At 61.4% G+C, this 14,863-nt stretch carries 14 protein-coding genes and 1 riboswitch; of the genes, 6 read left to right on the top strand and 8 right to left on the bottom strand.

All coding sequences use genetic code 11. The features are described 5' to 3' along the window. Positions 1–190: 190 nt before the first annotated feature. The 4 genes from QM609_RS16525 to QM609_RS16510 all read right to left on the bottom strand — a co-directional run bounded on the left by QM609_RS16525 (position 191) and on the right by QM609_RS16510 (position 3,546). Positions 191–985 (bottom strand): ABC transporter ATP-binding protein, encoded by a 795-nt coding sequence (locus QM609_RS16525; RefSeq protein WP_039972652.1) that lies wholly within the window; start codon positions 983–985, stop codon positions 191–193. A gap of 8 nt (positions 986–993) precedes the next feature. After that, the gene (locus QM609_RS16520) at positions 994–1,797 is read right to left on the bottom strand and encodes an ABC transporter permease (protein ID WP_003941393.1); all 804 of its coding nucleotides are present in this window, start codon (positions 1,795–1,797) and stop codon (positions 994–996) included. Then, positions 1,775–2,803, bottom strand: a complete 1,029-nt coding sequence (locus QM609_RS16515) for an ABC transporter substrate-binding protein (RefSeq protein WP_030536827.1) — start codon at positions 2,801–2,803, stop codon at positions 1,775–1,777. The genes QM609_RS16520 and QM609_RS16515 overlap by 23 nt, the downstream gene beginning before the upstream one ends. Further along, positions 2,803–3,546 (bottom strand): TenA family protein, encoded by a 744-nt coding sequence (locus QM609_RS16510; protein ID WP_007726090.1) that lies wholly within the window; start codon positions 3,544–3,546, stop codon positions 2,803–2,805. The genes QM609_RS16515 and QM609_RS16510 overlap by 1 nt, the downstream gene beginning before the upstream one ends. Next, positions 3,534–3,629: riboswitch (TPP riboswitch) on the bottom strand. (Overlaps the previous gene by 13 nt.) Before the next feature lie 104 nt (positions 3,630–3,733). On the opposite strand from QM609_RS16510, the gene QM609_RS16505 reads away from it, so the two are divergent. Next, entirely contained in the window at positions 3,734–5,302 is a 1,569-nt protein-coding gene (locus QM609_RS16505; RefSeq protein ID WP_007726092.1) for a carboxylesterase/lipase family protein, read from the top strand. Here the strand turns inward: QM609_RS16505 and QM609_RS16500 are convergent. Both QM609_RS16500 and QM609_RS16495 read right to left on the bottom strand, forming a co-directional pair. Continuing rightward, entirely contained in the window at positions 5,295–6,521 is a 1,227-nt protein-coding gene (locus tag QM609_RS16500; protein ID WP_050657073.1) for an MFS transporter, read from the bottom strand. The genes QM609_RS16505 and QM609_RS16500 overlap by 8 nt on opposite strands. A gap of 161 nt (positions 6,522–6,682) precedes the next feature. Beyond that, a complete protein-coding gene (locus tag QM609_RS16495) occupies positions 6,683–6,952 on the bottom strand; it encodes a GNAT family N-acetyltransferase (protein WP_050657070.1) in 270 nt (89 codons plus the stop codon). A 574-nt stretch (positions 6,953–7,526) separates the two neighbouring features. Here QM609_RS16495 and QM609_RS16490 point away from each other — a divergent pair. After that, a complete protein-coding gene (locus QM609_RS16490) occupies positions 7,527–7,853 on the top strand; it encodes a hypothetical protein (RefSeq protein ID WP_003941297.1) in 327 nt (108 codons plus the stop codon). 57 nt (positions 7,854–7,910) lie between these two features. On the opposite strand, the gene QM609_RS16485 is transcribed toward QM609_RS16490, so the two are convergent. Then, positions 7,911–8,534 carry a Type 1 glutamine amidotransferase-like domain-containing protein gene (locus QM609_RS16485; RefSeq protein ID WP_050657071.1) on the bottom strand — a complete coding sequence of 208 codons (624 nt, stop codon included), beginning with the start codon at positions 8,532–8,534 and terminating at the stop codon, positions 7,911–7,913. Between the two features lie 34 nt (positions 8,535–8,568). Beyond that, positions 8,569–9,387 (bottom strand): maleylpyruvate isomerase family mycothiol-dependent enzyme, encoded by an 819-nt coding sequence (locus QM609_RS16480; RefSeq protein WP_050657072.1) that lies wholly within the window; start codon positions 9,385–9,387, stop codon positions 8,569–8,571. Between the two features lie 191 nt (positions 9,388–9,578). Here QM609_RS16480 and QM609_RS16475 point away from each other — a divergent pair, with 191 nt between their 5' ends. From QM609_RS16475 to QM609_RS16460, 4 genes are all read left to right on the top strand, one after another. Next, entirely contained in the window at positions 9,579–11,117 is a 1,539-nt protein-coding gene (locus tag QM609_RS16475; protein WP_003941397.1) for an AMP-binding protein, read from the top strand. Positions 11,118–11,644: 527 nt separating this feature from the next. Then, positions 11,645–12,754, top strand: coding sequence for a Re/Si-specific NAD(P)(+) transhydrogenase subunit alpha (locus QM609_RS16470; RefSeq protein ID WP_003941381.1), 1,110 nt, complete (start codon positions 11,645–11,647; stop codon positions 12,752–12,754). Continuing rightward, positions 12,754–13,077, top strand: coding sequence for an NAD(P) transhydrogenase subunit alpha part 2 (locus QM609_RS16465; protein WP_003941319.1), 324 nt, complete (start codon positions 12,754–12,756; stop codon positions 13,075–13,077). The genes QM609_RS16470 and QM609_RS16465 overlap by 1 nt, the downstream gene beginning before the upstream one ends. After that, positions 13,077–14,507 carry an NAD(P)(+) transhydrogenase (Re/Si-specific) subunit beta gene (locus QM609_RS16460; RefSeq protein WP_050655235.1) on the top strand — a complete coding sequence of 477 codons (1,431 nt, stop codon included), beginning with the start codon at positions 13,077–13,079 and terminating at the stop codon, positions 14,505–14,507. The genes QM609_RS16465 and QM609_RS16460 overlap by 1 nt, the downstream gene beginning before the upstream one ends. Positions 14,508–14,863 lie beyond the last annotated feature (356 nt).

Below are 14,863 nucleotides of genomic sequence, written 5' to 3'. Positions count from 1 at the left end.
TACGTTACCGAAGAGTACAGAGAATTGTGCAGCGTTGACGGATTGCGTGTCGAGCGTTCGGATCTTGCTGATATTAAGGCGTTTTGGGCGAACGCGCCGCGACATCCTACGCGAAGTTGCACCGTTGCGATGCACTTTCTCTTGAACGGCAGGTGAAATCGGCGCGCTCTCAGCGCATTGTCAGTAACCGCTAGGGGTGTAGCGACTTGCGCGTCTCGTCGTGGAGAACGGCAAGCAGTTCACGCTCGACGTCGGCGAACTCGGGCGAGGTGATCATGTCCAGTTCGCGTGGCCTCGGCAAGGGAACGTCGACGACGCACCTGACCGTTGCCGGCCTCGCCGACAGAACGACCACGCGATCGGACAGATAGATCGCTTCACGAATATCGTGGGTGATCATCAGCACGGTCCACCGGTACTGCTGCCACACGTCTTGCAGCCAGGCCTGCATCTCGGTGCGGGTCAACGAGTCCAGTGCGCCGAACGGCTCGTCGAGCAGCAGGACAGGTTTGCCCTGAACAACGGTGCGCAGCATCGCCGCTCGCTGGCGCATGCCGCCGGACAGCTGTGACGGCCGGGCGTCCTCGAATCCGGACAGTCCGAACGCCGGGAACAACTCGCGAGCGCGCTCGCGTGCTTCCTTCTTGCCGACTCCCTGCACTTCCAAACCGAGGGCCGTGTTGTCCAGTACCGAGCGCCAAGGGAACAGAAGATCCTTCTGCGGCATGTACGCGGTGTGCACCTCGGCGGCTGCTTCGGATTCCGTTGCGCGCGTGCCCACACGGACCGAACCCGCGGTCGGGGATTCGAGCCCGGCCAGGACGTTGAAGATCGTGCTCTTGCCGCAGCCGCTCGGCCCGATCACCGACACGAATTCGCCCGCGTCGGCGCCAAAGGACACCGAATCGAGCACGAGACGCGATTCTCCGGCCGTGTCGAACCTCTTGGTCAGGTCCTGGATTTCGACCATTGCATCCTCGACCATCGGGTCAGTCATGTCCGCGACCTTTCGTTCATCGCCCATGGTGCAACGATGCGCTCGATGGCGAACGTCAGCAAGTACAGCGTGACACTGATCAACGCGGTCACCAGTACGGCCGCCAACACCAGGTCGGTGCGGAAGGAGTTCTTCTGGGTGCTCATGTAGATACCCAAACCGGAAGTAGCGCCGACGTATTCGGAGAACACCGCACCCACGACCGCATACGTGATGCCGATGCGCAGGGCAGTGAAGAATCGCGGAATTGCCGAAGGAAGGCGAACGTATCGGAACTCCTGCCAGCGAGTGCTGCCCATACTGCGCAGGAGAGCGCCCGCTTCCCGATCGGCCGCGGCAAATCCCTCGATGAGTCCGATGGTCATGGGGAAGAACGTCGCAAGGGCGATCACCAACACCTTCGGCAACAGCCCGAAGCCGAACCAGATGATCATCAGCGGCGCGATGGCGATGATCGGCAGCGTCTGCGAGACGACAAAAAGTGGTACCAGCGCGCGTGACAACCACGGCGAAAAGTCCACGACCACAGCAAGAATCCAGGCCAATACCAATGAAACAGTGAAGCCGACCAACGTGACCTGCAATGTCGACCAGGCGTGGCCGGAGATGATCTCGCGGTTGTCCCACCCCTGGGACAGAACGCGCCCCGGAGACGGAAGTACTTGCGGCCGAATCCCACTGATCTCGACGTAGATCTGCCACGCCGCCACGAGGAGCACCACCACGGCGAGCGCGGGAAGCGCCCGCCGCATGGTCGAGACCAACCGTCCGCTCACGTCAGGACGCGTCGAGATACTCATTGGTGAAGTACTCCGACCAGTCCGGCTTCTGGGTCAACGGCTTCCCGTCGGGTCCGGCGAGCAATCCGTTCTCGAAGAGGAATCCCGAGTAGCCCGACCAGGTTTCGAGATTCTGGGCGCCCACAACACCGTTGGCGTCTTTCATGTAGTCGGCGGCGAGCATCCGCTGACTCTCACGCACGAGGTCTTCGTCGGTGAATGCTCCGGGGTTCGCGTCGATGAGATCCTGCGCGGCCTGGTCCGGGTTGTCGGCAGCAGTCTGATATCCGCGTTGAACGGCTTTGACGAACTTGCGTGCCTCGTCGGGATGGTCCTTCAACCACTGCTGGTTGCCGTTGATCACGATCGAATATGCATCGGGGAAGCCGTAATCGGTGTACTGGAAGTACCGCATCGGAGTTCCGTTTCGCTCCGCTTCGAGGCCTTCCCAAGCAAAGTAGGAGACGGTGAAGTCTGCCTGGCCCGAGTACACGGCTTCGTACGCGGAAGTTCCGAGCGTGACCGTCGTGAAGTTCCCGGTCCCGCCGTCGTTGCGGATGATCTGCTGCAGCGTTTCGACTTCGCCGGGATCGCCGAACCCGGCGTACGTCTTCCCGTCGAGATCACGTGGGCGCGTGATGTCCGCACGATCCGCCTTCACGCCGATGCCGGTGGCGCGGTGCTGAAGTGGCGCGATGACGGACGTCGTGGCGGCGCCGGCTGCACGGGCGAACGTGGCCTGACTCTGTGTGCTGATGCCGAACTCGGCATTGCCGGCATCGACCAGGGTGTCGGGCGAGGTGTTGTTGTACGGCAGGATCGAGACGTCCAGGCCGGCGTCCTCGAAGTAGCCCTCTTGGAGTGCTACGTACAAACCGGTGTGGTTCGTGTTCGGTGTCCAGTCGAGTGCGAACCGAATGGTCCCGTCGGAAGAGCCGGTGTCAGAGGCGCATCCGGTCAGAACTGTGAACGCGGCTGCGATCGCGGCAGACGTGGCAAGCGTGCGGCGCAGCGCCGCAAACGACATCACGACGCCGGCCAAGGCTGCTGGTGGAGTGCGGAATCCCAGAACATCAGCTCATAGCGGCTGGCGATGCGGAATGCTTCACTCATCGCCTCACGCTCTGTCTCGGTGGCAGCTTCGGCCGCAGCATCGACCAGTACGCGGGCCTGCGCCACCGACTCGTGGAATTCGGGTGCGTCGTAGGTCGTGACCCACTGTGCGTACGGATGCGACGGATCGGCGTCGAGTACCTCGCGCGCTGAAGCGGCAAGATCGCGGCCGACCTCGGCGTAGATCCAGAAGCAGGGGAGTACTGCCGCTGCGGAGACCGGGTAAGGCGCAGTTGCTGCAGTCGCCGTCAGATACGAGACGTATCCCAGGCAGGCCTGCGAATGCTCGAGCCTTCCCGATCCCGCTGGAAGAATTCCACCGGTGAGAAGTCCGTCGTGAAGCGCAGATTCCACTGTCGCTGCCGTGGACGCGGAATTCGACCAGAAGCCCGCGGACTGCGGATCCGGGGCATGGGCCGCGACCAGGGACAACGCTTTCGAATACCCCTCGAGATAAAGCTTGTCTTGCTCGATGTACGTGCGGAACGCGTCGAGAGGCAATGTTCCGTCGCCGAGGCGGCGGAGGAACTCCAGTGAGTCGATCGACTCGCGGAGGGCCTTCGTCTCGGCCCAGAGTCGATCTGTGAACCGATCCGTCGACGGCGCTGTGGCCACCGAGTTTTCGGCAGAATTGTATGCAGGCTGCGTAGTAGCCATGACATCCCTTCGTCAGCATTACCTGATCAGGTTCCCGGGTGTGTTCTCAGCCCCGCCCATGCGGAGCACCCCGTGTCAGAACTAGGCGACCTTAACACCGAGGGGTTGCGTACTCGGCGCACACCCGTCCGAGATTGGTAGGTTTGGTCTTGATTGCCACACGCGCGGGTCGGGAGGGGATTCAGACATGGAGACCGACGTTCGACCAAATCTCGGCGAGGACGGAACTCTGGTGATCCGGGCGCGAGGCGGAGAAGCCCGCGGGTATCCGGATGGCGGTGTATTCGCGTGGAAGGGCATGCCCTACGCAGCGGCGCCGGTGGGTGAGCGGAGGTTCCGAGCGCCACAACCCGCACAGCCGTGGGACGGGGTGCGCGACTGTCGTGAGTTCGGGCCGATCGCGCCGCAAGGCCAGAGTCCGGCGGTTCCGATCGATCGGGCCTTCAAAATCGACGAGGACTGCCTGTCGATCAACGTCTGGGCCCCGCGACCCGACGGCACGCCGCGACCGGTGATGGTGTGGATTCACGGCGGCGCCTACTGCCTCGGATCCGCCGCCCAAACGATCTACGACGGCCGTCATCTGGCTGAAACCGGCGACGTCGTTCTCGTCTCCTTCAACTATCGCGTCGGCGCACTCGGATTCCTGGACCTGTCTGCATTCTCCACCGCGGATACTGTTTTCGAATCGAACTGTGGTCTGCGAGACCAGATTGCGGCACTCGAATGGGTTCGAGACAACATCGACGCCTTCGGTGGTGACCCGAGTGCGGTGACCGTGTTCGGGGAGTCCTCCGGCGCAGGATCCATCACGACGCTCATGACCTGTCCGAGCGCCGAAGGTCTGTTCCATCGTGCGATTGCCCAGAGTCCGCCCGCGACCTCCGTCTACGGGGCCGAGCGCGCCAAGACCGTGGCGGAGCGGTTTCTCGAACTGCTCTCGATCGACCCCGAAGACGCAGGCGATCTGCTGACCACGGATCTGGAACTGCTCGTCAAGGCAAGCGATGATTTGGTCAACGAAATTCCGACCCGGATTCCGGGAACTTTGGCGATGGCACCCGTTGTCGATCGCGATCTGGTGCCGCACTACCCGGTTGCGGCTTTCCAGAAGGGTTACGCGCACCGAATCCCACTGATCATCGGTTCCAACAAGGACGAGGCGTCGATCTTCAAGTTCATGAAGTCTCCGCTGATGCCGGTGAGTGCGCAGTCCGTCGAGGCAATGCTCCAATTACTGGCCGACGATCACCCCGACATCTCCGCGACCAAACTTGCCGAGATCATGTCGGCTTACCCTGACCATGCGAAACCGAGTGGCGCGCTGGCACTGTCACGGGACGCTGCGTTTCGCATGCCGACCCTCTGGATCGCAGACGCGCACTGCAGGCATTCCCCTACATGGGTCTACCGCTTCGATCACGCGACGCCGATGCTCAAGGCGGCGCGGATCGGCGCGGGCCACGCGACCGAATTACCTTATGTATTCGGCAATTTCGGAACCCTGAACGTCGACCCCACGTTCTGGCTCGGCGGTCGGAAGGCCGCGATGGAGGTGGCCGGCCGTATCCAACGGCGATGGTTGGCCTTCGCCAGGCATGCAGTGCCGGCGGCCCTCGACGGCTCGAAGCACTGGGCGCCGTACGAGGAAGAGAAGCGGTCGACGCTGTTGATCGACTCCGCCGACACCCTCGTCAGCGACCCCGATCACGGATTGCGCGTCGCCTGGGGCAACGACGTGATGGGGTTCAACTGACGTCGGTCGAGTGCCGCGGACGATCCAGTTCGCGAAGCACCGGCAGAGAGGCACAGACTGCGGCGATCAGGATGATCGGAATCGACAGGGCCACAAAGGTCGACGCGATTCCGAGTTGATCGAGCAGCGGGCCGACCGCGAGGTAGCCGAGCGGGCCTGCGGCGTAGGCCGTCGACGTCATGACACCGACGACGCGTCCACGCATGTGCTCCGGGCTGTGCGTCTGCATGGCGTAGTTGGCGATCGGGCCGACTGGTCCGTAGACGAGGCCCTGCAGTCCGGCAAGTACGAGGATCACCCACAGTGGAGGTAGGAGCGCCATGGCCAGCATCGCTATGCCGAGAACGGCGACGGCAAAAATCATGATCAGCCGCCGGGACATGATCGGCGCCAGTGGGGCGTAGGCGAGAGAGCCGATGATGCCGCCGATCGCCAAGGCCATCAACACCGATCCGAGTTGGGCCGGTTGATCCAACTCTGTGAAGTACACCGGGAACACGACACTCTCCACAGGCATGTAGAGCGCGACGACTGCCATGTCGATCAGCGCCAGGGTGCGCAGCAGTTTGTTGTTCCAGACGAACCGAAGACCGTCGAGTGTGCCGTGCCAGATCGATTTCGGACGGTGTTCGTGTTCGGGCACTCCGGCGCCGGGAAGCCGGATGAAGGCGACCACGACTATCGAGAACACAAAACCTGCCGCCGTGACCCAGAGCGTGTTCACCGCTCCGATCGTTGCGATGAGGACACCGCCGATGCCAGGGCCGATCAGATACGCGACGTTGAAGTTGGCCTCGTACACACTGTTGGTTCGATCGAGCTTCCACTTGGCGGTCCGAGTCGCTGCAGGCAGCATGGACTCCCTCGCCGCCATTCCGGCGGGGTCGAACACGGCGCCGAGTGCGGCCAACGCCGCGATCACCGGGATCGTCAAGCCCGCGGTGGCCGCGATGATCGGAATCGCTGCAACGGACATCGCGGAGAGAGCGTCGGAAATCATCGACGTTCGACGGCGTCCGAACTTGTCGACGAATGTCCCCGAGAACAGGCTCGACACGAGTAGCGGAATGGCTGCTGCGCCGGCAACTATCGCCGCGTCGGTAGCCTTACCGGTTCGTTCGAGAACCAGCCAGGGGAGCACGACGATGGCGATACCGTTGCCGATCGCCGAGAACAGCGTCGCGAGATTGACCAGTACGAGAGGGCGATAGCTGGGGATAGCTACGTCCGTGGACGCAGGTGGACGCCGATCTGCTGAGGCGACCACGTTCTTTCCTTCCCCGAGATGGTGCCGCCCAGGATTTCGACGACGGCACCATCGACGCTAGCAGCGGGGTCTGCAGGTTCGCGACTGGTTTTTCGCTTACCGTTCTCGTTCGGTTATGCCTGGTAGACGGGGTTCTCCGCAACAAACTTCTCGACGTACGAGCACGTCGGAAGGATCTTCAATCCCTCGTTCCGGGTCTGATCGAGCGCTTCACGCACCACGATGGCGGCAAGCCCGCGCCCACGAAACTGCGGATAGGTCACCGTGTGGTGGAAATCGCGGATGCCGGAATGGTCCGAGTACTCGGCAAAACCGGCGAGTTCGCCGTCGACTCGGATCTCGAAACGCGTTTCCGCGGGATTGTGCGCCACTGTCTCGGTCATCTTCGGGCTCCGTTTCGAAAGGGCGGCCGGTTGCGCCGCGCCGCGTCTACGTTCTCTGGAGCACGCTACCTGGCAGGCCGTCCGCAATATCGGTTGCCGACGTGGGATCCGTTACTTAGCGCAACTACAACTGGACGACCGTTCAAGGGACCTTCGTCGCCATGGAGAACGAACAAAACTGGTCTGTACGTGCCGATTTGCCCGTACTTTTGTGCCCACAACGGGTGATACATATGCATCACGATCGTAAACATCCCAATATGTGGGACCGGTCACAAAGTTTTTTGTCGTCTGTTCGGATGGATTAAGTGTAGGGCCTGAAACGGGCAAATTGCAGGTCAGCGGCGCGCTGGCTGCGTGTCGATGATGGGTGCGAGCGGGCGGAAACCCCAGGGGTATTGCGTTGGTCATCAGATCGTTTCTCGGACGTGATCCCAAAGACCCGCTCGGGGGGTTAGCGTTTGAATCGTCGGGGATAGAAGAAGCGTTACAACTTCGCCAAAAAAACTTTGGCGTCGCTGCTCAACGGTTCGATTTCGAGTCTTCGTCGGACAACTTCGAGGAAGGAACGCACATGATTTTCGGGCAGCGTGAGTCGAACAGTTACTTTGCCGCAATTTTTTCGTACGACTTCCTTGACGAAGGTCTGGGATACGAGACCATCGCACGGATTCACCGAGGCGAGATCTGCGAATGGATTCGTGATCTCGAGGCTTCCGGGTTGTTCTCGGCTGCGGAAGTCCATGCCGCTGAACTGGCATGGCGCGAAAATCCACGCCTGCTCCTCGACGCCCTTCTCGAGGACGCTGACGAGGTCTCTGTCAAGCGCTGGGAGATCGCGTGGACGAGGCTCGAGCGTCAGTCGCCGGCAGCCGGAACCGCGGTGGCAGAGCACGGCTGATCCGGTCGGGCCGAGTCGACTGCTCAGTCTGCGTCAAGATCAACCGTCTGCGTTACATCAACGGTCGACGAGTATCACCTCGTGATCTGTAAGCACGGTGAATTGCGCGCCCGCCGTGGTCAGGGTCGCAACCGTCCGCGCAGTCACCTGTGGATCTTCGAGTAGCGAATCGCCGCCGTGCGGCACTATCGCGAAGTCGATCAGCGCGAGCCCGGACCAGATCGGGTCGATACCGCACGTTGGCATGACTTCAGCGGGGTCGTCCGACGCGTCCAGCCCGATCAGAGTCGGAGTCGCCAGGCACGCTCCGGCGCTGTATCCCGCATAGGCCACGACGCCTGAACGAACCAGCATCTCGATGACCCTGTCAGCGCCACTTCGAGCTAGCTGAGCTCGCAGGACGAACGTGTTTCCGCCGCGAACCCACAGGCAGTCGAATTCGCGGAGCCGGAGTTCCAGTGCTTCCGATGCACCCAGGAAGTCTCGGACATCCACTTCCTCTGCGGTGAAGCCCGCTGCCCGTAGCGGAGTCAATTCGCTGGTGACTGCTGAACTGCGGGCATTGGCGGGCCACGAATCTGCAGCCGCGGCGATGACCGCGATGCGAGCGCCGCGGCCTACGAGATCGACAAAGGCCTCGCGGTGGTCGCCGAATCGGTAGGACGAGAGAAACAGTTTCACTTCTCAGTACCTTCGCGACCTACCCACCCAGCCCTCAAATCGTGAACGCCAGATTGTCGACGACGCGTGTGCCCACCGTGGTGTCACCGCGAAGCGAGATGTCGGTTCGGTGATCCGACGCGTGGACGCGGCCACCGGCAATTCGGGTGAAGAGTGGTGAGCTCATCGAGATGGTTGTGGTCGCCGGACCGTCCAGCTCCGGGACGAGTGTTGCTCGCGCGTCGACCGAGACGTGAAGTGAACGGGCAAGTGGCCCTTCGAGTTCGAAAGTGATCCGTGCTCCCTCTGGCGCCTTTCCTCGTTTTCCGACGACGAATCCGAGCGCGCTGGTGATTTCGCCGAATGCAGTCTCCGCGCGCAATCCGCCTTCCTCACCCGCAATGCCAACTGCATCTCTGATGTCGAGTTCGTGCATCCAACAGTCGAAGGTCCGAATACGCATGAACCGGCCATAGGGCGCAAGACCGACCGGTGTTTGTGTCTCGGCGTCCCAGTCCGCGCTGGTCATCGAGCGCAGCGCTTCGGTTCGTTCGGCGGTGATCTCGCGATATCGGGTCAGCAGGTCCGAGTGCGGTGTCCGCCGCAGGCCTTCGACCCAGCGCTCGTTGAACGCCGCAATCTCGTTGTGGACGTGGGGCAATGCGTGCACGTCCAGATTGATCGACGGCGGATTGATGCCCGAGAGCAGTGATTCCGTACCGATCAGATGGGACACGATGTCGTGAACCGTCCACCCCGGAAGGTTCGACGGTGCCAACCACTGATCGCCGTCGAGTTCGGCCAGCAGTGCGTCGATGACTCTCCATTCCTCGGTCAATGCGTCGACTACTGAGTCCTGGGGCCAACCACTCATGTGGACATCTCCTGTTTCGGACGGTGCGGTTCTCCTCACTGTATGTCCCGGCGGATAAGTGAGCGGGCATTCCCATGCTTCGAGTCGGTGTCGTCAAACCTCCGAGGGAGGCAGAGTTCCTGTGGTAGACCAGGATTGTCGACGCCGAAGCAGGCTCACGCGGCGTTGTCGTCACCGACAGAGGAGTCTTCGTGTTTCCAGGAAATTTTGTCCAGTCCACGCCGGACAAGCCCGCCGTCATTCGCCCTGCGACGGGTGAGTCCATCACCTATCGGGAACTCGACGAACGGTCGACGCAGTTGGCGCGATACTTCCGAAGTGTCGGTGCCAAGCCTGGGGACCACGTCGCTCTCATCTCGAACAACGATCTCCGGGCGTTCGAGGTGTACTGGGCAGCGTTGAGATCCGGCCTCTACATCACCGCGGTGAACTGGCATCTCACGGCTTCGGAGGCTGCCTACATCGTCGACGACTGCGAGGCGACAATTCTGGTGGCGTCGGGGCAGGCGTCCGCAGCAGTTCCGTTGGACGAGAAGCTGATTCCACGCGTGCGGCACCGATTGGTGTACGGCGGCGCCCTCGAGGGCTTCGACGACTACGAAGAAGCGGTCGATGCGCAGTCCACTGCTCCACTCGACTCGCAGCCGCGTGGGGCTGACATGCTGTATTCGTCGGGAACCACCGGCAGGCCGAAGGGGATCAAAGGAGATCTCCCGGAGGGTGAGGTGAACACCACCATGGATCCGTACACCGCGGTGTTCGCACCGATGTACGGGTTCGATTCCGACACAGTCTATTTGTGCCCGGCTCCGGTCTATCACGCGGCGCCCCTGCGTTTTTGCGGCGTGATCAATTCGGTCGGCGGAACCGTGATCTTGATGGATGCATTCGAAGCCGAAACCGCGCTGGAGTTGATCGGTAAATACGCTGTGACGCACAGTCAGTGGGTACCGACGATGTTCGTTCGAATGTTGAAACTTCCGAAGGAGACCCGTGATCGTTACGACGTCTCGACGGTGAAGGTCGCCATTCACGCTGCTGCTCCCTGCCCGCCCGAAGTGAAGACGGCAATGATCGACTGGTGGGGGCCGGTGATCTACGAGTACTACGCCTCGACCGAGGGTTCGGGCGCTACCTTCATCAACAGTGAGCAGGCCTTGTCGCATCCGGGTTCCGTCGGGCGTGACGGAGTGATGGGGATCGTGCACATCTGTGACGACGCCGGGCGCGATCTTCCGGTCGGCGAGATCGGTACCGTGTTCTGGGAGCGGGAGACTTTGCCGTTCCGGTATCACAATGATCCCGAGAAAACGGCTGCCGCGCAGCATCCGGATCATCCGACGTGGACGACGAGTGGAGATATCGGCTATATCGACTCCGAGCGTTTCCTTTATCTGACCGACCGCGCCGCGTTCACGATTATCTCCGGTGGTGTGAATATCTACCCACAGGAGTCCGAGAACATCCTTACTTTGCACCCGAAGGTGTTCGACGTGGCGGTCATCGGTGTTCCCGACGAGGAAATGGGTGAGCAGGTCAAGGCGGTTGTCCAACTAGCGGAGGGAATCGAGCCTGGTGCCCATGTCGCCGAGGAATTGCTGGAATACGTTCGCAGTCAGGTCGCACATTTCAAAGCTCCGAGAAGCATTGACTTTGCCGACGAATTGCCTAGGACCGCTACAGGAAAGCTCGTCAAGCACAAGTTGCGGTCTCAATATGTGAGCAATTGATGCTCTAGTGAAATACTAGGACATCAGAGTAATTCTGCGAGATAGTCGGCAAGGACCTGCGCGTGACCGTACGGCAGGTCCTTGCTTGCTGTCAGTAGAACAACGGGTCGAGCATCCGAGGACGGTGCGAGGCGTACTGCAGGTTTTCGCGTTTGAGGCCGCGTGGCCGGAGTCGGTCTACGCGGAGTCGGACGGCGTTACATTCGGAAGCCGGTTCGTAAACTCGCTCGACGGTGATTATTCGGCGCGTCATTCTGATGCCTTTACGTCTTTCGGCCGTTTCAAATAGTGGAATAGTCCGCCATTCCGGTGTGATCGGCCTCACAGTAGGCTTCTTCAGGTATGTCCAAACATACTGTTCGGACTCGATTCAGATGGAGAAAGTGCGTCGTCGGTTTCCCTACGCCGCGTTAACTCTGGCTACTATCAGTCACCATTCACCCAAAAGCGGGTCATCTTCCGCTCATCACATGCTGGTTGCCGCTCGTCGCAGCAGGCGAACCACCAACCGCAGAAGGTAATGGAAAATGGAAACATCGAAGAGCGCACAAGTGCGTCCGTCGGTCGGCGTCCCTCGAGAATCGAGTGATGGTGAGCGTCGGGTCGCATTGGTGCCGAAAATTGTGTCCGCTTTGATCGGCAAGGGTGTCGACGTGGTCGTCGAGTCCGGGGCCGGTCTCGGGGCGTTGATTCCCGACGAGTTGTACACCGCTGCCGGCGCGAAGATCGGCGATCCGTGGACTGCTGACGTGGTCGTCAAGGTTGCGCCTCCGTCGACAGAAGAGATCGCCCGGATCAGTACCGGCGCGAAGCTCATCGGTTTCCTGAATCCGCGTAATGCGGACAACCGCATCGCCGAGTTGAAGGCCGCCGGCATCGAGGGATACGCCGTGGAGGCGATTCCTCGTATCTCCCGCGCGCAGGTGATGGACGCGTTGTCCTCGCAGGCGAACGTGTCCGGGTACAAGGCTGTTCTGTTGGCAGCATCGGAGTCGACGCGGTTCTTCCCGATGCTCACCACCGCTGCGGGCACGGTGAAGCCTGCGACGGTTCTGGTCCTCGGAGTGGGTGTGGCAGGTCTGCAGGCGCTGGCGACAGCCAAGCGTCTCGGTGGCCGCGCTACCGGGTACGACGTGCGTCCTGAGGTCGCCGACCAGGTGCGTTCGGTGGGTGCACAGTGGCTCGACCTCGGAATCGATGCGGCGGGCGAGGGTGGATACGCCCGCGAGTTGACCGACGACGAGCGAGCGAAGCAGCAGCAGGCACTCGAAGATGCGATCAAGGGCTTCGACGTTGTGATCACCACAGCTCTGGTTCCGGGTCGTCCCGCGCCGCGCCTGGTGACCGCTGCCGCGGTCGAAGGCATGAAGCCGGGCAGTGTCGTGGTCGACCTCGCGGGTGAAACCGGTGGTAACTGCGAGCTGACCGAGCCGGGTCAAACCGTCGTCAAGCACGGCGTGACCATTTGCTCTCCGCTGAATTTGCCGGCGTCCATGCCGGAGCATGCGTCCGAGTTGTACTCGAAGAACATTTCCGCGCTGATCGAACTCATGTTGGTGGAAGGTGCCTTGGCGCCTGATTTCTCCGACGAGGTTCTGGCCGGTGCGTGCGTCACCCGTGAAGAGAAGGGCGCCTGATGTACACATCACTACTGGCGAACATCGCGATCCTGGTGTTGTCCGGGTTCGTCGGTTTCGCTGTGATCTCCAAAGTTCCGAACACCCTGCACACCCCGTTGATGTCCGGTACGAACGCCATCCACGGCATCGTCGTCCTGGGCGCGTTGGTCGTCCTGGGCAAGGTGCACGATCCCTCGATCGGGCTGCAGATCATCTTGTTCGTCGCGCTCGTCTTCGGAACCGTGAACGTTGTCGGTGGTTTTGTCGTCACGGACCGCATGTTGGCGATGTTCAAGGCCAAGCCGGCCGCCAAGTCTGTGTCGAAGGATGGTGACCAGTAATGGAATACCTGGTCAATGCGCTCTACATTGTCGCGTTCTCGATGTTCATCTACGGCCTCATGGGTCTTACCGGCCCGAAGACCGCAGTCCGCGGCAACCAGATCGCCGCGGTCGGCATGCTCATCGCCGTCGTTGCAACTCTGATCTCCATTCGTGATGCGGAGATGGGGAACTGGATCCTCATCGCTGCCGGCCTTGTCATCGGTGTCGTGCTCGGCGTTCCGCCGGCGCTCCGGACGAAGATGACGGCCATGCCGCAGTTGGTGGCACTGTTCAACGGTGTCGGCGGCGGCACGGTCGCGTTGATCGCGTACGCGGAGTTCCTGGACTCGGACGGTTTCACCGCATTCCAGCACGGCGAGTCGCCGACGGTACACATCGTCATCGCGTCGCTCTTTGCCGCGGTGATCGGATCGATCTCCTTCTGGGGCAGCGTGATCGCGTTTCTGAAGCTGCAGGAAACTCTGCCTGGTCGTCCGATCGGAATCGGCAAGCTCCAGCAGCCGCTCAATGCTCTGCTGCTCATTGCCGCCGTCGCGTTCTCGGTGATCATCGGTATCAAGGCGATCTCACCGGACGGCCCGACCAGCTCACTGTGGATCGTCGGCGTGCTCGTGCTCTCGGGCATCCTCGGACTGATGGTCGTGCTGCCCATCGGCGGCGCGGACATGCCCGTCGTCATCTCGCTGCTCAACGCTCTGACCGGTTTGTCAGCTGCTGCTGCAGGTTTGGCGCTCAACAACCAGGCGATGATCGTCGCCGGCATGATCGTCGGTGCTTCGGGCACCATCTTGACCAACCTCATGGCCAAGGCCATGAACCGGTCCATCCCGGCCATCGTTGCCGGCGGCTTCGGTGGTGGTGGCGGTGAAGCCGCATCCTCCGACGGTGTCGTGCGCACGGCAAAGGCGACCTCGGCCGCCGACGCGGCCATCCAGATGGCCTACGCCAACCAGGTCATCGTCGTACCCGGATACGGACTTGCCGTCGCGCAGGCTCAGCATGCCGTCAAGGACATGGCGAAACTGCTCGAGTCGAAGGGCGTCGAAGTCAAGTACGCCATTCACCCGGTCGCCGGCCGTATGCCCGGTCACATGAACGTTCTTCTCGCAGAGGCGGATGTCTCGTACGACGCGATGAAGGAAATGGACGACATCAACGACGAGTTCTCTCGTACCGATGTCACCTTGGTGATCGGTGCGAACGACGTCACCAACCCGGCGGCGCGCAACGATCCGAGCTCACCGATTCACGGAATGCCGATCCTCAACGTCGACCAGTCGAAGTCCGTCATCGTGCTCAAGCGCTCGATGAACTCCGGTTTCGCCGGTATCGAGAACCCGCTCTTCTTCGCCGAGGGCACCTCGATGCTCTTCGGTGACGCCAAGAAGTCGGTCTCCGAAGTAACCGAGGAACTCAAGGCGCTCTAGCGCTGGTACTCGGAAGGGGCGTCCACTCGCAGCTGCGAGTGGACGCCTTTTTTCGTGGCCGTGTGTTGCAAAGATGTCGTGTGTTGCAACGACTTCTTGTGCTGAAACGACTTCTTGAAACGACAAAGGCGCCTGGTCCGAGACGAAACTCGGAACAGGCGCCTCTGGCGACGTTTTACGGAACCTCGGGGGTTTCGGGGTCGGAAGAGAAGCCGGAAAGTAGTTCGATCAACTTCTGGATCAGTTCGAGCGGGTTCAGATCTTCGAGGCTCACGGTAAAGACTCCTTCGCTGTGGAACTACTTGATTCGGACATTTCAGAACATACGTCATGCCCAACCGTGGCGGGAGGGCTAT

Source organism: Rhodococcus sp. IEGM 1302 (assembly GCF_030056935.1).
Classification (GTDB): domain Bacteria; phylum Actinomycetota; class Actinomycetes; order Mycobacteriales; family Mycobacteriaceae; genus Rhodococcus_F; species Rhodococcus_F qingshengii.
The sequence above is the reverse complement of the archived record's forward strand: the minus strand, read 5'-3'. Positions and strand labels throughout refer to the sequence as shown.